Origin of the sequence: Streptococcus sp. HF-1907 (assembly GCF_015594605.1) — a bacterium.
Taxonomy (GTDB): Bacteria; Bacillota; Bacilli; order Lactobacillales; family Streptococcaceae; genus Streptococcus.
The window spans coordinates 47,637-67,603 of sequence record NZ_JADNQT010000007.1; the positions used below are offsets into that span (position 1 = coordinate 47,637).

The window sequence follows — 19,967 nt, forward strand, 5'->3', positions numbered from 1 at the left end:
CGTCGGAACCAAGGTTTGACGCTGACGGTACTGTTAGTTTGAAACAGATTTTCCAACTTGTTTCACACACTCAATCATAAGAATTATCATTAGAGGTTAAGAAGCTTGGCTTAGCCTCAGCATCACAAAGGAGTAGTCCCATGTTTAGAGACGACAGTTTGACCCTACATACGGATTTGTACCAAATTAACATGATGCAAGTCTATTTTGACCAAGGCATTCATAATAAAAATGCCGTGTTTGAAGTGTATTTCCGCAAGGAGCCTTTTGAAAATGGCTATGCCGTTTTTGCTGGTTTAGAAAGAATTGTTGGTTATCTGGAGCAGTTGCGTTTTTCAGAGACAGATTTGGTTTATTTGGAAAGTCTAGGCTATCCAGAGAATTTTCTAGATTATCTTAAAAATCTTAAAATGGAATTGAGTGTCCGCTCAGCTCGTGAAGGAGATTTGGTATTTGCCAACGAACCGATTGTTCAGATTGAAGGACCGCTCGCGCAATGTCAGTTGGTTGAAACAGCTATCTTGAACATCGTCAATTATCAAACATTGGTAGCGACCAAAGCCGCTCGTATCCGTTCTGTGATTGATGATGATCCCTTCATGGAATTTGGAACACGTCGTGCTCAAGAATTAGATGCTGCTGTCTGGGGAACACGCGCAGCTGTTATCGGCGGAGCAAACGGGACAAGCAATGTTCGTGCAGGCAAACTCTTTGATATTCCTGTTCTTGGAACGCATGCCCATGCCCTTGTTCAAACCTATGGTGACGACTACGAAGCTTTCAAAGCCTATGCTCAAACCCATAAAGACTGCGTTTTCTTGGTGGATACCTATGATACGCTTCGTGTCGGTGTACCAAATGCTATTCGCGTTGCAAAAGAAATGGGTGATAAGATTAACTTCATCGGTGTGCGTTTAGATTCGGGTGACCTTGCTTATCTTTCCAAGAAAGTGCGTAAACAATTGGACGCCGCAGGCTACCCAGATGCCAAAATCTACGCTTCAAATGACCTTGATGAAACAACCATCCTCAACCTCAAGATGCAAAAAGCTAAAATCGATGTTTGGGGTGTCGGGACTAAGTTGATTACGGCTTATGACCAGCCAGCTCTTGGTGCTGTCTATAAAATTGTTTCAATCGAAGATGACAATGGTCAAATGCGTGACACCATCAAGCTTTCAAACAATGCTGAAAAAGTCTCTACGCCTGGTAAGAAGCAAGTATGGCGCATCACCAGTTGCGAAAAAGGGAAGTCAGAAGGAGACTACATCACCTTCTCTGATACCGATGTCACCGCCTTGGATGAAATTGAAATGTTCCACCCAACCTACACTTACATCAATAAGACCGTTCGTAACTTTGATGCAATCCCACTCTTGGTTGATATTTATGATAAGGGGGAGCTTGTCTATGAGCTTCCAAGCCTTCAAGAAATCAAAGCTTATGCTCGCAAGGAATTTGACAAACTTTGGGATGAATACAAGCGTGTCTTAAATCCGCAAGATTATCCAGTCGATTTGGCACGTGATGTTTGGCAAAATAAAATGGACCTTATCGACCGTATCCGTAAAGAAGCGAATGCAAAAGGGGTAAACTAATGACTTTGCAAGAACACATAATCAAAGAACTTGGCGTCAAACCACAAATTGATGCCAAAGAAGAAATCCGTAAATCAATTGATTTTCTTAAGGCCTACATGCTCAAACACCCATTCTTGAAAACTTATGTTTTGGGAATTTCTGGTGGGCAAGATTCAAGCCTTTCAGGTCGTTTGGCACAGCTAGCTATGGAAGAACTCCGCGATGAAACAGGCAAAGATTATCAATTTGTTGCCATTCGTCTTCCGTTTGGTGTGCAGGCTGATGAAGAGGATGCCCAACGTGCCCTTGACTTCATCAAACCTGATGTCAGCTTGACAATCAACATCAAAGAGGCAGTTGAAGGGCAGGTAGCTGCGCTCGCTGCTGCTGGTATTGAAGTATCGGACTTTAACAAAGGAAACATCAAAGCTCGTCAACGTATGATTAGTCAGTATGCTGTTGCGGGACAAATGGCTGGCGCTGTCATCGGAACAGACCATGCCGCAGAAAATATCACAGCCTTCTTCACAAAATACGGTGATGGCGGTGCCGATATTTTACCAATTTTCCGTCTCAACAAACGCCAAGGTAAACAATTACTAGCTGAGCTAGGCGCTGACAAACGATTGTACGAAAAAGTCCCAACAGCTGATCTGGAAGAAAACAAACCAGGAATCGCAGACGAAGTTGCCCTAGGTGTCACTTACAATGAAATCGATGATTACTTGGAAGGTAAAACAATTTCAGCACAAGCCCAAGAAACTATTGAAAACTGGTGGCGAAAAGGCGAACACAAACGTCACCTACCAATCACCATTTTTGATGATTTTTGGAAATGAGAATAGCTATAAAGCAGACTTAAGGAGTTTCTTAAGTCTACTTTTTTATTTATGAAAACCGCTTGCATAAATTTTACGAAGAGATATAATAGAAAAGGAATAAGAATGGAGGATTTTATGTCAGAATTATCAACACAATTTACTGATAAACTTTTTGCGGATTATGAAGCTAACGCTAAATTCCGCGCAGTTGAAAATGCCGTTACTCATAACGGTCTTTTGAAATCATTGGAAACACGTCAAAGTGAAGTGGAAAACGACCATGTTTTCTCAATTGACTTGACCAAAGACGAAGTGGCTAATCAGAAAGCATCAGGTCGTTGCTGGATGTTTGCAGCACTCAACACTTTCCGCCACAAATTGATTTCAGAATTTAAATTGGAAAACTTTGAGTTGTCACAAGCCCACACTTTTTTCTGGGACAAATACGAAAAATCAAACTGGTTCTTAGAACAAGTGATTGCCACTGCTGACCAAGAGCTCGGTAGCCGTAAGGTTAAGTTCCTTTTGGACGTTCCCCAACAAGACGGTGGTCAATGGGATATGGTCGTGGCTCTTTTTGAAAAATATGGTGTCGTACCAAAATCAGTTTACCCTGAATCCATTTCTTCAAGCGCCAGTCGCGAGCTCAACCAATACCTCAACAAACTCTTGCGCCAAGATGCTCAGATTTTGCGCGAGCTCATTGCAGGCGGAGCAGATAGCACAGCCGTTCAAAGCAAAAAAGAAGCCCTTCTTCAAGAAATCTTCAACTTCCTTGCTATGAACTTGGGTTTGCCACCACGCACTTTTGATTTTGCTTACCGTGATAAAGATAACAATTATCAAGCTGAAAAAAATATCACACCACAAGCCTTTTATGAAAAATACGTTGGTCTCAAATTGTCAGACTATGTTTCAGTTATCAATGCCCCAACAGCTGACAAACCTTATGGTAAATCTTACACGGTTGATATGCTTGGTAATGTCGTTGGTAGTCGTGCGGTTCGTTACATCAACCTTGATATGAAACGCTTCAAAGAGCTTGCTATCGCTCAAATGCAACAAGGTGAGACTGTCTGGTTTGGTTCTGATGTCGGTCAAATTTCTGACCGTCAAAAAGGTATCCTTGCTACCAACACTTACGATTTTGGTGCTAGCATGGACATCCAATTGACGCAAGATAAAGCTGGTCGTTTGGATTACAGCGAAAGCCTCATGACTCACGCCATGGTCTTGACGGGTGTCGATTTGGATGAAAATGGCAAAGCTGTCAAATGGAAAGTCGAAAATTCATGGGGAGACAAGGTTGGTCAAAAAGGCTACTTCGTTGCCTCTGACGCTTGGATGGACGAATACACTTACCAAATTGTTGTCCGCAAAGAATTGCTAACTGCCGAAGAATTAGCAGCTTATGAAGCAGAACCACAAGTTCTTGCACCATGGGATCCAATGGGAGCTTTGGCTAAATAAGTCAATTATTGATGGATGAAATGAAAAAGACTTGGAAATTTGCTTTTCCAAGTCTTTTTCATATTAGTTATTAGAATTGGCATTATTATTATCTGTTGAGGAATCTGTTGTTCCTGAATCAACGGATGTATTGCCCTTGTCAGAGGTACTTGTTTCAGTTGTAGCATCACTACTTGAGGTTTCTGACGAACTAGATTTGGTATCATTATCAGAAGTTGCCTCTTCACTGGTAGTAGTCGTACTACTATAAAGATTATTGTACACAGATGATGTGTTGCTATTGGTTGTTTTGGTTCCACTTAAATAGTAATGACCACCACTTGCATAAAGACCACTAGGCATTGTGAAGTCTGTAGATCCACTACCAAAGTTTTGGTTTAGATAAAGCTGTGCTGCTTTATAAACATCTGATGCAACATTTAGCCCATCGCCGTAGATTGGTGTTAGACGATTCTTGTAACCTGTCCAAACAGCCATAGCATACTTATTGGTATAGCCAACGAACATTTCATCAGGAGCCATGGTACCGACAACGCTATTATAGATGCCAGTGTTAGCTTGGACTTGAGCAAGTTCATCGTCTGAGTAGTTAGATGTACCTGTTTTACCTGCCTGATAAACACCAGAAATAGCAGCATTTGTACCAGTACCGTATGTCAATACCGTTTTCATCATAGCGGTCATCATGTAAGCCGTTGTTTCTTTCATAGCACGCTTACCAGTTGCTGCATAGGTCTTGCTGGTATTATCGTTGAACTCAATTTTGTTAATATATTGAGGCTCATAGTAAGTACCACCATTAGCGAAAGCGGCGTAAGCGGCAGCCATCTTGACACTGCTTGCTCCGTATTTACTATCTGATGAGCTGGTAGAGCTTGAAATAGCGTTAGAGTAGTAAAGCTCAGGATAATAGATGCCCAAACCTTCAAGGAAAGTTTTAGCTTCATCAAGACCGACGGCTTGTAGGGCTTTAACTGCGGGTACGTTACGAGATTGTTGGATGGCTGTTTGAATAGTCATAGAGCCATAATATTGACGATCCCAGTTGTAAATCTGAGTTGATGTGCCAGGCCAATAAGTGATTGTGTCACTGGTAGTTGCAGCAGTGCTCTTATAAACACCGTTTTCAATAGCTGGCGCATAGTCAGTGATTGGTTTCATTGTTGATCCCCAGTCACGGTCGGTTAAGACAGCCTGATTGGTACCAAATGAAACAGAGGTATCCTGATTACGAGCACCCAATTGGGCAATGACATTACCATTTGATACATCAACGATGGTAGAAGCCACCTGCAAGTCAGAGTCAGGGTATGCAACATAAGTATCTGAATTATAGATGTCCCATAGATGCTGTTGCACGTCTGTGTTAACGTTTGTGTAAACTTTAAGACCAGCTGAGAAGATATCTTGTCCTGTTTTTGTCTTAACCTCTTCGATAACTTGTTTGAGGTAGTTATCAAGATATTTCGGATAAGTTGTACGCTCTGTTAAAGTTTGAAGACCATCTGTTACAGGAGTTGCAACTGCTTCTTTATATTGTTTCCTAGTGATATTTCCGTCTTCATACATTTCTTCCAAAACGGTATTACGACGTGTTGTTGCAGCATCAGCGTTAGTGTAAGGGTCATATTGACTAGGAGCTTGTGGAATACCAGCAAGTAGTGCCAATTGAGCGATTGACAAATCTTTCAAATCTTTACCAAAGTAAGACTTGGCTGCTGTACGCATTCCATAGTTCCCATTTCCCATGTAAACCTTGTTGATGTAGAAGGTTAGAATTTCTTCTTTGGTGTATTTACGTTCCATTTGAAGAGCTAGCCAAACTTCTTGGGCCTTACGCCTCATGGTTTGGTCAGATTCTTTGGTAGAGAAATAAGCTAATTTAATCAACTGTTGATCAAGGGTTGACCCACCTTGGGTAGAACTGCTTGTCAAGTTATGAAGGGCAGCTCCCATGATACGATAGATATCAATTCCGCGGTGTTTGAAGAAACGCTTATCTTCAATAGAGGTGATAGCATTAACTAGATTAAGTGGAATGCTATCTGCACTAACGTTTTCACGTTTTTCTGAACCCAAGTCCGCAATCAGGTTATTACTGCTATCATAGACTAGACTGGAGTTGGTCGATTTGAGAGATTTCTCTGATAATTTTGGGGCATTGCTAATGTAGTAAGAAAAGAGTAGCCCACCAGAGATGATTCCAATAATGACCAGTCCCATGAAGATACCGAATCCGTATTTTAGTACCTTGAGAAATGTTTTCATTTTATGATTCACCGCCTAATAGTTTTTCTTCTATAACGTCTAAGTAAGGAACTTGAGGGATAGCCTCCTCTTTTACCAAGAAGCCATTTTTTTTGATATAATCAAGTGGCATTGATTTGGTGCCGTGATCAATCTGATAAAAAGCAATCAAATGCGAGGCTGGTAAAAGATAAGTTTCTTTTAGCGCAGAGAAGTGAAGGAGTACAAAGCAAATACCGTCTTGTTTAAGAACGTTAGCCATGTGCTCAATTTGGTGAGCATGAAAATTTTTCATAGGCATGGCTGTTTTTTGACGAGTTTCCTTAGCTTCAAAATCGACATAATGTCCTTTATAAACCCCAGAATAGTCAGTTGTTGATGCTTGTCTAAAGTAAGCCTCGACAATCTTAGCACGACTTCGCATAGGATAGTCGACCTTGACAATCTGAATTGGGGTTGGTTTTTTATGAATAACAGCTCGACCACGTGATAAATAGAAATCATTGGTGGCGTTTATAGCTGATTCAAAGGACATACCGCGATTAGCAAAATTAACCGTCTTTTTCTTAGTGTTGGTCTTTGCTGGTTTGCGAGTAAGATGATGAGGGTAATTAACCATATTTCTCCTAACATCATAAACTTAGTGCTATTAAAAGCACCACTATTATACCATAATTTTAGAGAGGACTACAAATTGAAGACTACGATTCTGGTAACGGGTTACAAAAGTTTTGAACTTGGCATTTTCCAAGACAAGGATCCGAGAGTTTCTATCATTAAAAAAGCGATTCGAAAGGATTTTGAGCGCTATTTGGACGATGGTGCGGAGTGGTTTATTTTCATGGGGAATCTTGGCTTTGAGTATTGGGCGCTAGAAGTAGCAAAGGAATTGCAGAGCGACTATGATTTTCAGATTGCGACCATCTTTACATTTGAAAATCAGGGAGCCAATTGGAACGAAGCCAATCAAGAAAAATTAGCGGCTTTCAAGCAGGTCGATTTTGTCAAATACACCTATCCAAGCTATGAAAATCCATCGCAGTTTAGACAGTATAACCACTTTATGATTGCAAATACCGACGAGGCCTACATATTTTATAACCCGGAAAATGAGACAAATTTGAAATATCTACTTGCTCAGATGACCGAAACACCAGGCTACGACATTCACTTTTTAACCTTTGACCGTTTGAATGAACTCTTAGAAGAGTAGAATGACCTTTTTCATTTTGATAACGTTTCTGCTTGATTTTTTCGTTTATTTTAGGTATCATTTATACTGTTATAAAATGTTTAAAATGTAATATAACGGCGATTTGACCAGTTTGGAGAATAGAATGGCAAGTATTATTTATAGCCCAAAAGATATTTTTGAGCAAGATTTTAAGAACAGTATGCGCGGGTATGATAAAAAAGAAGTTGACGAATTTCTTGATAATGTTATCAAAGATTACGAGAGTTATATTGAGCAACTTGAAAATCTACAAGCGGAAAATAATCGTTTAAAGCAACAACTTAAGGAGAAAACACCATCAACTCCGCTTCGTTCAACAGTAGGGTCTTCAGTGTTGGAACCTCATCAGCCAGTCACACAATCAGCAACTAACTTTGATATTTTGAAGCGTATCAGTCGCTTGGAAAAGGAAGTTTTTGGCAAACAGATTGTCGAGTAGAGGCAATGTGCAATTTTTGGATAATCGCGTGATGGATTACCATCATGAGGAAAGTCCATGCTAGCACTGGCTGTGATGCCGGTAGTGTTTGTGCTAGGCGAATCAATAAGCCTAGGGAGGTAGCGATACCTTACGGCAAGCGAACGAGCTAAGTCTTCGGATATGCTTTAATAGCTTTGAAAAGTGCCACAGTGACGTAGTTTCTAGGGAAACTTAGGAAGTGGAACGCGGTAAACCCCTCAAGCTAGCAACCCAAACTTTGGTAGGGGCACGGGATAGTAGGAAGCAGAACAATCTATCCTGACTGTTTTACAGTAGACAGATGATTATCGAAGGAGGCAAGTTCCTAGTTGCCTCTGGAACAAAACATGGCTTACAGAAAATTGCATAATAGGTTTCAGGCTGGGATTACAAATCTCAGCCCATTTTTAAGTTTAAAAGTAGATTGAGTATCAGAAATCAGAGGAAAATATGAAAGAACAGTTTAAATTAGTTGCGACAGCTGCCGCTGGTCTAGAAGCGGTGGTCGGCAAAGAAATTCGCAACATGGGTATTGATTGTCAGGTCGAAAATGGGAAGGTCGTTTTTGAAGGAAATGTAAAGACTATTGCTGAGACCAATCTTTGGTTGCGCGCAGCTGATCGTGTGAAAATTGTTGTCGGTGAATTTTCGGCGCGCACTTTTGAAGAATTGTTTCAAGGTGTGTTTGCCTTGGATTGGGAAAATTACTTGCCACTCGGAGCCAAGTTTCCTATTTCCAAAGCCAAATGTGTTAAATCAAAATTGCATAACGAGCCAAGTGTTCAGGCCATTTCTAAAAAAGCGGTGGTGAAAAAGCTTCAAAAAGTTTACCATCGCCCAGAAGGTGTTCCTTTACAAGAAAACGGAGCTGAATTTAAAATCGAAGTTTCTATTTTGAAGGATAAGGCGACGGTTATGATTGATACGACCGGCTCAAGCCTTTTTAAACGCGGTTACCGTACGGAAAAAGGTGGCGCACCGATTAAGGAAAATATGGCTGCCGCTATTATCGAGCTGTCTAACTGGTTCCCAGACAAGCCTTTCATTGACCCAACATGCGGTTCTGGAACCTTCTGTATTGAAGCTGCCATGATTGGAATGAATATTGCTCCTGGATTTAATCGTGATTTTGCTTTTGAAGAATGGAACTGGGTTGATAAAGACCTTGTCCAAGCTGTTCGCGATGAAGCAGAAAGCAAGGCTGATTATGATGTCGAACTTGATATTTCAGGATTTGATATTGATGGTCGTATGGTTGAGATTGCCAAGCAAAACGCTGAAGAGGCTGGACTCGGAGATGTTATCAAATTGAAACAAATGCGTCTGCAGGACCTCCGAACAGACAAAATTAACGGGGTTATTATTTCAAATCCACCTTATGGGGAGCGACTTCTGGATGACAAAGCAGTTGATGTTTTGTATAATGAAATGGGACAGACCTTCGCTCCGCTTAAAACATGGAGTAAGTTTATCCTGACCAGCGATGAAGGGTTCGAGAAAAAATACGGAGCTCAAGCTGATAAAAAACGTAAATTGTATAACGGTACTTTGAGAGTTGATTTGTACCAATATTATGGCGAACGTGTGAAACGCCAAGTGAAGCAATAAGGAGAGGGCATGTCAGACGAAAATAAGACGTCTTCAGTTACTCCAGAACATGAAGGCATTGATTTTAAGGAAGCACAAAATATGACCGTTGGTGATGCTATGCGTAAGGAATCAGAGCTTAAAGCGGGCGTGACAGAGGAAGATAGTGTTTTAGATAAGTATATCAAACAGCATAGAGAAGAGGTTGCCTCGCAAAAATTTGAGGCTAAGGCAACTGATTTTGAGCAATTAGACACAGCAGCTTTAGATGTCTTCATTCAAAAACAACGCGAAGAATTATCGCAACTAATGGCTGAGGATGAGGAACAAGCAGAGGAAGAGAACTCAGCAGAAGAAGTTTCAACCGACAGTGAAGAGACTCCATCTGATATTCCAGTCAATGAGGATAGTGAACCTGCGGAAGTTGACAAGGTTGTGGAAGAGGAAACTGACCTCGCAGAAGAGATTCCTCTTCCAAATGATGAGGAAGTCAGTGAGACTGCTGTACCAACTGAACCAAATGAGACCATCGCTTTAGCAACTGCAGATGCTAATCAACCTCTCTATAAAAATAAACGAGTGATTATAGGCTCGCTGGTTGCTTTAGTACTTGCCATTTTTGGTGGCGCTTATGGATTGAATAAGATGACTGAGTCTAGCCAAACGGCTACTTCATCGTCATCAACAATGAGTAAATCTTCAACCTCTACAAGCAAGTCCTCATCAACCAGTAAGAAAGCAGCTACTGCCAAGAAAAATGCGCAAGCTTTTACAGATTTGTATAAAACTTTCTTCACGGATTCAGAGCAGACAAAACTTAAAAACAGCGAATTTGGTAATTTATCGAAATTGGAAGAAGCACTCAAAAAGCTTGAGAAAACAAGCTATTACGATGATGCTAAAAGTAAGTATGATAGCTTGAACCGCCAAATTTCAGCTATTCAAGCTGTGAATGCCAAATTTAATGCTGATGTCATCGTTGATGGTAATAAGGTGGATGGAATGGCTAAAAGTGATGCTAATTTTGATGATTTAGCAAGTAGCGTTCTCAATACTGGTAATGCTAGTCTTGATAGTTTGTTGCAATCAGCAATTTCCACTGGCCGTGACCAGCTATCTGCGGCTGCTGGTGATACTAGCCAAAGTCAAGCAGAGCAATCCACAGCAACTTCATCAGCTCAGTCCTCTGCAAGTACAGGAACAACAACTGATACTGCGACAGCTTCACAATCAAGTTCAGTCAATCTTGAACGTAGCCGTAGCCGTGTTCCTTACAATGATTCTGCGATTGCAGATACCTCAAATGCTGCTTGGACTTTTTCTTCAGGTGTTCTTGAAAAAATTGTGGCAACAGCGCAAGCGCGTGGTTATATCCAAGGAAATAATTACATCCTTGAACCTGTCAATATTATCAATGGCAATGGTTATTACAATATGTTTAAACCAGATGGTACATACCTCTTCTCAATCAATGCCAAGACAGGATATTTCGTTGGGAATGCGCCAGGTAATGCAGACAGTCTTGATTACTAATAAAAAATAAGTTAGGCAATTTGCCTAGCTTATTTGCTTGTTCTGAAAAATGAAATTAAACAAGATGGCGTTCGAAGGCATCGTCTGAGATACCGTTAGCCAAGATGAGTTTTGCCCATTCACGTGCTGAATGAAGGCTGTGGTCTTTGTAGTTACCGCATGATTCGATGGTTGTTCCAGGAACGTCTTCCCAGGTCACAGTGGTAGCGATAGCTTCAAGGCTCGATTTAAGCACTTTAGCAATTGTTGTTGAATCGTGTTTGCCCCACATGATGAGGTGGAAACCGGTACGGCAACCAAATGGTGAGCAATCAATCATGCCATCGATGCGTTCGCGAATGAGTTTGGCAAGTAAGTGTTCGATGGTGTGAAGACCAGCGGTATCAATAGCGTTTTCGTTTGGTTGGATGAGGCGGATGTCAAAGTTGGTAATTACGTCACCAACAGGTCCGGTCTCTTCAGAAATCAAACGAACGTAAGGTGCCTTAACGGCAGTATGGTCGAGTTCAAAACTTTCGACAACGATTTCTTTAGTCATGGTAATTCTCCTTTTTATAGCACAGCTTGGAAGTGCTGACTGTCAGCGCCAGCTCATTTTCCAAAAACATTATCTGCCTTTATCATACCATACCACAAATGGCATGACAATTTTAAATTGTGAAAACGCCTTTTTTATGGTAAACTTAAAGATGGACTTTCGTTTGGGAAATCCAATAGAAATTAGAGGTACAGACATGTTAAATATTGTTTTAGCGATTGTTTGTGCTCTCATTGGTTTGATTGTCGGTTATGCAGTGATTTCGACGCGATTGAAATCGGCTAAAGAAGCTGCAGAGCTGACTCTTCTTAATGCAGAACAGGATGCTGTTAACCTTCGTGGACAGGCTGAATTAGAGGCTGAGCACGTGCGTAAAACGGCAGAGCGTGAAAGCAAGGCTCAGAAAAAAGAGTTGTTGCTGGAAGCTAAGGAAGAGGCTAGAAAGTATCGTGAGGAGATTGAAAAGGAATTTAAATCTGAAAGACAAGAGTTGAAGAAAATGGAATCACGTTTGGCAGAACGTGCCGTGACCCTTGATCGTAAGGATGAAAATCTATCTGATAAAGAAAAGTCGTTAGACAGCAAAGAACAGAGTCTCACAGATAAATCTAGACATATCGATGAGCGTGAACAAAACATCGCTAGTTTAGAAATGAAAAAAGCTGAAGAGTTGGAGCGAGTGGCAGAGCTCAGCCAGTCTGAAGCTAGAGAAATTATTTTAGCTAACACGGAAAAAGATTTGACCCACGACATTGCGACCCGCATTAAAGAGGCGGAGCGTGAAGTTAAGGATAAATCTGACAAGATTGCTAAGAATCTGCTTGCGCAAGCCATGCAACGTTTGGCTGGTGATTATGTGACGGAACAGACTATCACAACGGTTCACCTGCCTGACGATAGTATGAAAGGGCGTATTATTGGGCGCGAGGGTCGTAATATTCGTACCCTTGAGAGCTTGACAGGGATTGATGTTATCATTGATGATACACCTGAAGTCGTTGTTCTATCAGGTTTTGACCCAATTCGTCGTGAAATTGCTCGTATGACCTTGGAATCTCTTATCCAAGATGGACGCATTCATCCAGCTCGTATCGAAGAATTGGTTGAGAAAAATCGTCTTGAAATGGATCACCGCATTCGTGAATATGGTGAAGCAGCAGCCTTTGAAATTGGGGTGCCAAACCTTCATCCAGACCTCATCAAGATTATGGGACGCTTGCAGTTCCGTACATCTTATGGTCAAAATGTCCTTCGCCACTCCGTTGAAGTTGGTAAATTAGCTGGTATCCTTGCTGGTGAGCTTGGGGAAAATGTTGACCTTGCCCGTCGTGCAGGTTTCCTTCATGACATGGGGAAAGCCATTGACCGTGAGGTCGAAGGTAGCCACGTTGAAATCGGAACGGAGTTTGCTCGCAAGTACAAAGAACATCCAGTAGTTGTTAATACCATTGCCAGCCACCACGGGGATGTTGAACCAGAATCAGTTATTGCCGTCCTTGTTGCAGCAGCTGATGCCCTCAGTTCCGCCCGTCCAGGTGCTCGTAATGAGTCAATGGAAAACCACATCAAACGTCTCCGTGATTTGGAAGAGATTGCGACTAGCTTTGACGGCGTGCAAAATGCTTACGCCCTTCAAGCAGGTCGTGAAATCCGCATTATGGTTCAGCCGGGTAAGGTTTCAGACGACCAAGTGGTTATTCTTTCTCATAAAGTACGTGAACAAATTGAACAAAACTTGGATTATCCAGGAAATATCAAAGTCACAGTTATCCGTGAAATGCGTGCTGTTGACTATGCGAAATAAGATTAAGAAGTCGAAAGGCTTCTTTTTTAGTTTTGAATTAACCTCTGAAAAGGTCTATAATGGTAGGAAAAGTGAGGTCGTTTTATGTATTATTCCTTTCCAGAACTCGTTTTTCTCTTTTTCATCTATTCCTTTATTGGTTGGCTGTGGGAGACGATTTATTGCTCCATTTTAGATAAACATTTTGTTTATCGGGGCTTTTTGTTCGGTCCTTATTGTCCAGTCTATGGCTTTGCTGTGACAACGGTACTTGTGTTTACTCAGCCTTTTCAAGCCCATCTGCTCAGCCTATTTTTAAGCGGTCTAGTCATTGCGACAGCCTTTGAGTACCTGGCGGGTTGGTTTTTGGAGATCTTTTTCCACATGACTTTGTGGGATTATAGTCATGAAAAAGGCAATATTAAAGGACGGATTGCTCCGCGTATTTCCCTTTTTTGGGGATTTGGCGTCTTGGTTTTGGTGAAGTGGATTCAGCCTCATGTTATGACGCTTGTCCTAATAATTCCTTCTTACTGGGCATTCTTGATTATGCTTCTGATGCTAGCTGACCTCGTTTGGACGGTGGTTGATACAGCACAATTTCACAAGGCAGCCCTTTCCTTGGAAAATAAGATTAGAGATGAACAGAATCGGATGAAAGGAAATGTCCGTCAAGAGGTGGATGATTTGGCACAGCAAGCAGAGCTTTTCAGCCAACGTTTGGAGGAGTTACGACAACATACTGAAGAATTTTTACAAGAAAAAAACATCAAACCTTTCCATTTTAACCAACGCCGCTTGATGAAAAACTATAGCCAATTTAAAGGAATTGATGTTCCTTTTGTAACAGATTTAAGAAAACAAATAGCTCAATTTAAAAAGTCAAAAAAGGATAAAAAATAACTGGAAATCCTTAGCTTATTGAGTGATAACGACCCAGTGAAAAGTTAATTATAATGGTAAAAGTGTTTAAGGAGGAATTATGCAAAATTTAAGGAACGCTTCGATGCTCTCAGTGATGCTATTCTAGCCATCGCCATGATCATATTGGTATTAGAAATCAAGGCTCCAGCGACAGCTGCTGGTATGGAAGAATTTATTAAAAGCATTGGTCTCTTCATCATTAGTTTTTTCGTCATTTTCAATTTTTGGTACGAACGAACTCAGGATTATTTGGAAGCTAGTGCTATCAATGAAGAAATTCTAGGGATTGATGTTCTTTCTCATCTGGCTATTTGTTTGATTCCTTTAGCAACAAAATTTATGATGTCTTATGAAAATCAGACTTTGGCGGTTTTTGTTTATGGTCTGCTGAACTTATTTATCGGCTGGTCTACGGATATCATTCGCCATCGCTTGGTTCATTATCGCTTGATAGAAGTGCCAGAAGAGGCTAGGGGCGGTGTTATTCAGCTATGATTGAGTTTGGGAGACGTGGCACTTTTATGCGTCTGGTCTTGTTAATTTTAGCCTGCATTTTCCCTTATGCTTTTGTCTATACTTATTTGATTGCTCCGTTATCGCGTTTTTGGACGCGCTATCAGGCTGGAAAAAGAATGTTTCAAGCTGGGCGTGAAAGTCAGACAGTTATCAATTTATTTATCCAAATGGGGCAAAATGTGCTGGATGACTTTCAAGGATATGGTCCAAAAAGAAAAGGCTTAAAAAGCAGGAAATATCGTCGGTAAAAGAGGGTAACCTCTTTTTATTGATGGATTCACGCTTGAAAAAATCAGCATTTTTTGATAAACTAAAGGGAAGAAATTTAATGCAAATCTAGCTGTAAATCTAGTCAAACGTTTTACAGCTTTTGTGTCTAATAAAGGAGAGTGTCATGTCTGAACGCGGTTTGCTAATTGTCTTTTCAGGACCATCAGGAGTTGGGAAAGGGACAGTTAGGCAAGAGATTTTTTCAACCCCAGATCATAAATTCGAATATTCTGTATCAATGACAACACGTCCTCAACGTCCAGGTGAAGTTGATGGTGTCGATTATTTCTTCCGTACTCGTGAAGAATTTGAAGAATTGATTAAAAATGGTCAAATGCTTGAATATGCAGAGTATGTGGGTAACTATTACGGAACACCGCTGACTTACGTTAATGAAACGCTTGACAAAGGGATTGATGTTTTTCTTGAAATCGAAGTTCAGGGCGCTCTTCAGGTGAAATCTAAAGTTCCAGATGGTGTCTTCATTTTCCTAACTCCGCCAGATTTGAAAGAATTAAAAGACCGCTTGGTTGGTCGTGGAACAGACAGCGCTGAGGTTATTGCCAAACGCATCGAACGCGCCAAAGAAGAAATTGCCCTTATGCGCGAATATGACTACGCTGTTGTCAACGATGAAGTTCCCCTTGCAGCCGAACGTGTTAAACGCATTATCGAAACCGAACATTACCGTGTTGAGCGTGTCATCGGTCATTACACTGACATGGTCAAAGACACCAATCAAAACCTTAAATAAGATTAGAAAAGAGATTACTGCCTTATGATGCTAAAACCTTCTATCGACAAATTGTTGGATAAAGTGCCTTCAAAATACTCACTTGTTATCTTGCAAGCCAAACGTGCTCACGAATTGGAAGCTGGTGCAAATCCAACTCAAGAATTCTATTCTGAAAAAGCAACTTTGCAAGCTCTTGAAGAAATCGAATCAGGAAACGTTGTGATTCATCCAGACCCAGAAGCAAAACGTGCAGCTGTCCGCGCTCGTATCGAAGCAGAGCGTTTGGCTAAGGAAGAAGAAGAACGTAAAATCAAAGAACAAATTGCCAAAGAAAAAGAAAACGGCGAAAAAATCTAAGGATTAAAGCAACTTGAGGATTGATAAGAATTAAATTCTTAGTCACTTTACTCCTAACAGCTGACGAATTTGCTTGTCAACTGTGCCAAATGGATAGAAAAGAATAGGAGTTGAGCAAGATTGCCCAGCTCTTTTGTGCCTTTATGGTCGTTTAGTTTATCTTTTATGACTTCGTAACTGGGTTTGCGGTAGTCAAGTACTAGCAGAATCTCGTTGTTCCAACTAAAAGCAGACTAAACAACCAAAAGGCAGATGAAAGGAGGTCTCATGCCAAGAAAATTAGCGCAGGTTATCGTTGATGTGCCCCTCATGCAAACGGACAAACCTTTTTCCTATAGTCTTCCAAAAAATTTAGAGGACTTGGTTCAGGTTGGCATGCGGGTTCACGTGCCTTTCGGACGGGGCAACCGCCTGATTCAGGGATTTGTCGTTGGTTTTGCTGACGATGATGGCTCAGAGACAAAAGATATCGTAGAGGTTCTTGATTTTGAGCCGGTGCTCAATGCTGAGCAGCTGGAGCTAGCTGACCGTATGCGCCACACTGTTTTTTCCTACAAGATTTCCATTCTTAAGTCTATGCTGCCTAGCTTGCTCAACTCTCAGTATGATAAGGAGTTGACAGCGCAGCCAGGGCTTTCGTCGGAAGAAAAGGCTCTGCTATTTACCGACAAGGAAGTGGTGCCCTATTCGACCTTGTCGCAGGACCAACAACAATTAGCTAGCCGTCTCATTCAAAAAGGATTGATTTCAGTCCACTACTTGGCCAAGGATAAAAAGACCATCAAGACGGAGAAGTGGTATCGGGTCAATCTGGATTTACTAGCCGCTACCGAGATTTCCTCTCGCGCTAAAAAGCGTCAGCAACTGCAGGCTTACTTACTGGGCAATCCTGAGGAGGACCGTCTGTCAGAACTCAATAAGCTCTTTTCAAGTCCAGTTGTCAAGTATTTTGTGGACAATGACTTGCTGACGGTTGTTGAGAAGGAAGCCAGTCGCAGCGATGATTATTTTGAAGGGGTTGCAGAAACCGACTTTTTGACTTTAAATCAGCAACAGCAGGAAGTTGTTGAGCGAGTGACCAGCCAAATTGGTCAGCCCAACAAGCCCTTCTTGCTGGAAGGTATCACAGGCTCTGGTAAAACAGAGGTTTACCTCCACATCATCGACAAGGTCTTGAAAATGGGAAAGACGGCTATCGTTTTGGTGCCCGAAATTTCCTTGACGCCTCAGATGACCAATCGTTTCATTTCACGCTTTGGCAAGCAGGTGGCCATTATGCACTCAGGCTTGTCTGACGGTGAGAAATTCGACGAGTGGCGTAAGATTAAGTCTGGCAAGGCCAAGGTAGTTGTCGGTGCCCGCTCTGCTATTTTCGCCCCCCTAGAAAATATCGGTGCCATCATCATCGACGAGGAACACGAGGCGACCTACAAGCAGGAGTCTAACCCGCGCTATCACGCGCGTGATGTGGCTTTGCTGCGTGCGGACTATCATCAGGCGATCGTCCTAATGGGTTCAGCGACACCAAGTCTCGAGAGCCGCGCTAGAGCCAGTCGCGGAGTCTATGACTTTTTAGAGTTGACTCAACGTGCCAATCCTAAGGCTCGTATCCCCAAAGTAGAGATAGTGGACTTTAGAGACTTTATCGGTCAACAGGAAGTCAGCAATTTCACCCCCCGTCTGCTTGATAAAATCCGTGATAGGCTTGCCAAGAAAGAGCAGGTTGTGCTCATGCTCAACCGTCGGGGCTATTCGAGTTTCATCATGTGCCGTGATTGTGGTTATGTGGATGAGTGCCCAAACTGCGATATTTCGCTAACTTTGCACATGGATACTAAGACCATGAATTGCCACTATTGTGGCTTTGAAAAGGCTATTCCGCACACCTGTCCCAACTGTGATAGCCGCAGCATTCGCTACTATGGCACAGGGACGCAGAAGGCCTATGACGAATTGTTGCAGGTTTTGCCTGAGGCGCGTGTTCTGCGGATGGACGTGGATACTACCCGCAAAAAGGGTGCTCATCAGAGGATTTTAGACAAATTTGGTAAGCATAAGGCTGATATTTTGTTGGGCACGCAGATGATTGCCAAGGGACTGGATTTTCCTAATGTGACCTTGGTTGGCGTGCTCAATGCGGATACATCGCTCAATCTGCCAGATTTCCGCGCTTCGGAGCGAACCTTTCAACTGCTCACTCAGGTGGCGGGGCGTGCAGGTCGTGCTGAGAAGGAGGGGGAGGTCTTGATTCAGACCTACAACCCCAACCACTATGCTATTCAGCTGGCTCAACAGCAGGATTTCGAAGCCTTTTACAAGTACGAGATGAGCAGTCGCCATCAGCTGGGCTACCCGCCTTACTTCTTCACGGTCGGCTTGACCCTCTCGCATAAGGACGAGGAGCACTTGATTCGCAAGGCTTACGAGGTCTTGGCACTTTTGAAAAATGGGCTGAGCGACAAGGTGATTATCCTTGGTCCAACAGCCAAACCCATTGCCAGAACACACAATCTCTACCACTATCAAATTATCATCAAGTACCGATTTGAAGACGGGCTTGAGCCAGTCTTAAATCAGCTTCTCGATTTGACCCAGACCCCTGACTACAAGAATCTGCAAGTGATTATCGACCACGAGCCACAGAATTTTATGTAGGTCTTATCTATGGTATAATGGCAGAGCGGAGGTCAGACGAGATAGAAGAGATAGAAGAGATAGAAGAGCACTCTCCATCCTCACTTGGCTAAAAAGTCACTAGTGAGCGGTGCTCTCTAGCTAAGATTTCACCAAATTCTGCTTAGCGAGTGGCTCTTCAACGAGAATTTCGAACGAAGATAGTTAGCGAGTGACTCTTAAAAGTGAAAAAACGAATGTTTTTTAAAAAACTGTTAACTAAAATTTTCAACTTAAAATCATTGTGAGGTGACATAAGGAGAATAATCTTATGAATATTTGTATTTTAGGCTTGGGCGTGATTGGAACGACCTACGCCTATGCTTTTCAGAAGGCTGGTCATCAGGTTGAGCACTTAGTGCGTAAAGAAAAACGAGTAACTTGCCCACAGATTTTACAAGTCAAGCTACTAGATGGTCGTTTTCAGTCTAAAGGGCAGGAAACAGAAGATGATTATTCAGTTGCTCTAGCCAAGGATAAGTCTTCTTATGACTTTATTTTTGTCAGTGTTCGTTCGGGTAAGTTGCAAGCGGCTATTGACAGTTTGCGACAGGCTGAGATTAAGGGAACCTTGGTTATCTTTTGTAACCTTTGGCTCGAACGACAAGAGATTGAAGCTATTGTTGGGGATTATCCTTATATTTTAGCCTTTCCAACAGCAGGCGGTCATATGTCTGACAAGATTTTAGGTGCTGTCTTATTTGACCATGTCATGCTGGAGAGAAAAGAGCGTGCTGATGTGTCCAATTATGAGAATTTGGTGAAGCTTTTTGATTCAGCTCATATCAAGCAGGAGCTACCTCATGATATGCTGGAGTGGATTTGGCTCCACATGGCTATCAATGCTGGTGTGACCTCAACAGCATCTACTTTAGGTGATTTGGAAGATCCGCAAAAGCTGGCTCTAGCTTTAATGGACGACAGGAAAAATCTTGCTAGAGCTATCCAGGCTATTCGCGAAACCGTTCAGGTTGTGGCAGCTAGGCAGGTTAATTTGAAACTTTACAAGAATGAATTGCTGCCCTACAAAATTCCCATCTGGATTGCTAGTAGACTGATGAAGCACCTATTTGCCAGTAATGAATTGACTAGACGCATCATGACTTTGCACAATGACAAAAATGATATCTTGTATGCCTGTCAGGAAGTTTACCAAACAGGTCTTGAGGCTAAGCTCTCCATGCCAGTCTTTGCAGCAAACATGAGCAAAATAGAAGAAAAACTAAAGGAATAAAGAC

18 protein-coding genes and 1 other RNA gene are annotated in these 19,967 nt (G+C 41.9%); 16 read left to right on the forward strand and 3 right to left on the reverse strand.

Features of this window, described 5'->3' with window-relative positions:
* The first annotated feature begins 140 nt into the window (after positions 1-140).
* From IYQ92_RS05425 to pepC, 3 genes are all read left to right on the forward strand, one after another.
* Positions 141-1,598, forward strand: a complete 1,458-nt coding sequence (locus IYQ92_RS05425) for a nicotinate phosphoribosyltransferase (protein WP_195675713.1) — start codon at positions 141-143, stop codon at positions 1,596-1,598.
* A complete protein-coding gene (gene nadE, locus IYQ92_RS05430) occupies positions 1,598-2,419 on the forward strand; it encodes an ammonia-dependent NAD(+) synthetase (protein ID WP_195675714.1) in 822 nt (273 codons plus the stop codon). The genes IYQ92_RS05425 and nadE overlap by 1 nt, the downstream gene beginning before the upstream one ends.
* A gap of 117 nt (positions 2,420-2,536) precedes the next feature.
* Complete coding sequence (gene pepC, locus IYQ92_RS05435) at positions 2,537-3,871, forward strand: aminopeptidase C (protein ID WP_195675715.1); 1,335 nt, start codon at positions 2,537-2,539, stop codon at positions 3,869-3,871.
* 63 nt (positions 3,872-3,934) lie between these two features.
* On the opposite strand, the gene pbp1a is transcribed toward pepC, so the two are convergent.
* Positions 3,935-6,139, reverse strand: a complete 2,205-nt coding sequence (gene pbp1a, locus IYQ92_RS05440) for a penicillin-binding protein PBP1A (RefSeq protein WP_195675716.1) — start codon at positions 6,137-6,139, stop codon at positions 3,935-3,937.
* 1 nt (position 6,140) lies between these two features.
* Complete coding sequence (gene recU, locus IYQ92_RS05445) at positions 6,141-6,737, reverse strand: Holliday junction resolvase RecU (RefSeq protein WP_195675717.1); 597 nt, start codon at positions 6,735-6,737, stop codon at positions 6,141-6,143.
* A gap of 75 nt (positions 6,738-6,812) precedes the next feature.
* Here recU and IYQ92_RS05450 point away from each other — a divergent pair, with 75 nt between their 5' ends.
* The 5 genes from IYQ92_RS05450 (at position 6,813) to IYQ92_RS05470 (ending at position 10,932) form a co-directional block, all read left to right on the forward strand.
* Positions 6,813-7,331, forward strand: a complete 519-nt coding sequence (locus tag IYQ92_RS05450) for a DUF1273 domain-containing protein (RefSeq protein ID WP_195675718.1) — start codon at positions 6,813-6,815, stop codon at positions 7,329-7,331.
* Between the two features lie 124 nt (positions 7,332-7,455).
* Complete coding sequence (gene gpsB / locus IYQ92_RS05455; RefSeq protein ID WP_195675719.1) at positions 7,456-7,791, forward strand: cell division regulator GpsB; 336 nt, start codon at positions 7,456-7,458, stop codon at positions 7,789-7,791.
* A 12-nt stretch (positions 7,792-7,803) separates the two neighbouring features.
* Positions 7,804-8,172: RNase P RNA component class B (gene rnpB, locus IYQ92_RS05460), an RNA gene on the forward strand.
* Positions 8,173-8,262: 90 nt separating this feature from the next.
* On the forward strand, positions 8,263-9,420 hold the full coding sequence (locus IYQ92_RS05465; protein WP_195675720.1) for a THUMP domain-containing class I SAM-dependent RNA methyltransferase: 1,158 nt from the start codon (positions 8,263-8,265) through the stop codon (positions 9,418-9,420).
* 9 nt (positions 9,421-9,429) lie between these two features.
* Positions 9,430-10,932, forward strand: a complete 1,503-nt coding sequence (locus IYQ92_RS05470; RefSeq protein ID WP_195675721.1) for a cell division site-positioning protein MapZ family protein — start codon at positions 9,430-9,432, stop codon at positions 10,930-10,932.
* Between the two features lie 55 nt (positions 10,933-10,987).
* Here IYQ92_RS05470 and IYQ92_RS05475 read toward each other — a convergent pair whose 3' ends face one another.
* The gene (locus IYQ92_RS05475) at positions 10,988-11,470 is read right to left on the reverse strand and encodes an S-ribosylhomocysteine lyase (protein ID WP_195675722.1); all 483 of its coding nucleotides are present in this window, start codon (positions 11,468-11,470) and stop codon (positions 10,988-10,990) included.
* Positions 11,471-11,666: 196 nt separating this feature from the next.
* Here IYQ92_RS05475 and IYQ92_RS05480 point away from each other — a divergent pair, with 196 nt between their 5' ends.
* From IYQ92_RS05480 to IYQ92_RS05510, 8 genes are all read left to right on the forward strand, one after another.
* Positions 11,667-13,274: a ribonuclease Y gene (locus IYQ92_RS05480; RefSeq protein ID WP_195675723.1), complete on the forward strand. Its 1,608-nt coding sequence runs from the start codon at positions 11,667-11,669 to the stop codon at positions 13,272-13,274.
* A gap of 84 nt (positions 13,275-13,358) precedes the next feature.
* Positions 13,359-14,156 carry a putative ABC transporter permease gene (locus tag IYQ92_RS05485; protein WP_195675724.1) on the forward strand — a complete coding sequence of 266 codons (798 nt, stop codon included), beginning with the start codon at positions 13,359-13,361 and terminating at the stop codon, positions 14,154-14,156.
* A 135-nt stretch (positions 14,157-14,291) separates the two neighbouring features.
* A complete protein-coding gene (locus IYQ92_RS10275; RefSeq protein WP_229311322.1) occupies positions 14,292-14,672 on the forward strand; it encodes a TMEM175 family protein in 381 nt (126 codons plus the stop codon).
* Positions 14,669-14,941, forward strand: a complete 273-nt coding sequence (locus IYQ92_RS10280) for a hypothetical protein (protein WP_229311323.1) — start codon at positions 14,669-14,671, stop codon at positions 14,939-14,941. The genes IYQ92_RS10275 and IYQ92_RS10280 overlap by 4 nt, the downstream gene beginning before the upstream one ends.
* A gap of 146 nt (positions 14,942-15,087) precedes the next feature.
* Positions 15,088-15,717, forward strand: a complete 630-nt coding sequence (gmk, locus tag IYQ92_RS05495) for a guanylate kinase (protein WP_195675725.1) — start codon at positions 15,088-15,090, stop codon at positions 15,715-15,717.
* Positions 15,718-15,741: 24 nt separating this feature from the next.
* Positions 15,742-16,056 (forward strand): DNA-directed RNA polymerase subunit omega, encoded by a 315-nt coding sequence (rpoZ, locus tag IYQ92_RS05500; RefSeq protein ID WP_195675726.1) that lies wholly within the window; start codon positions 15,742-15,744, stop codon positions 16,054-16,056.
* Positions 16,057-16,323: 267 nt separating this feature from the next.
* Positions 16,324-18,711: a primosomal protein N' gene (locus IYQ92_RS05505; protein WP_195675727.1), complete on the forward strand. Its 2,388-nt coding sequence runs from the start codon at positions 16,324-16,326 to the stop codon at positions 18,709-18,711.
* 289 nt (positions 18,712-19,000) lie between these two features.
* Complete coding sequence (locus IYQ92_RS05510) at positions 19,001-19,963, forward strand: ketopantoate reductase family protein (protein ID WP_195675728.1); 963 nt, start codon at positions 19,001-19,003, stop codon at positions 19,961-19,963.
* The last annotated feature ends 4 nt before the right edge of the window (positions 19,964-19,967 follow it).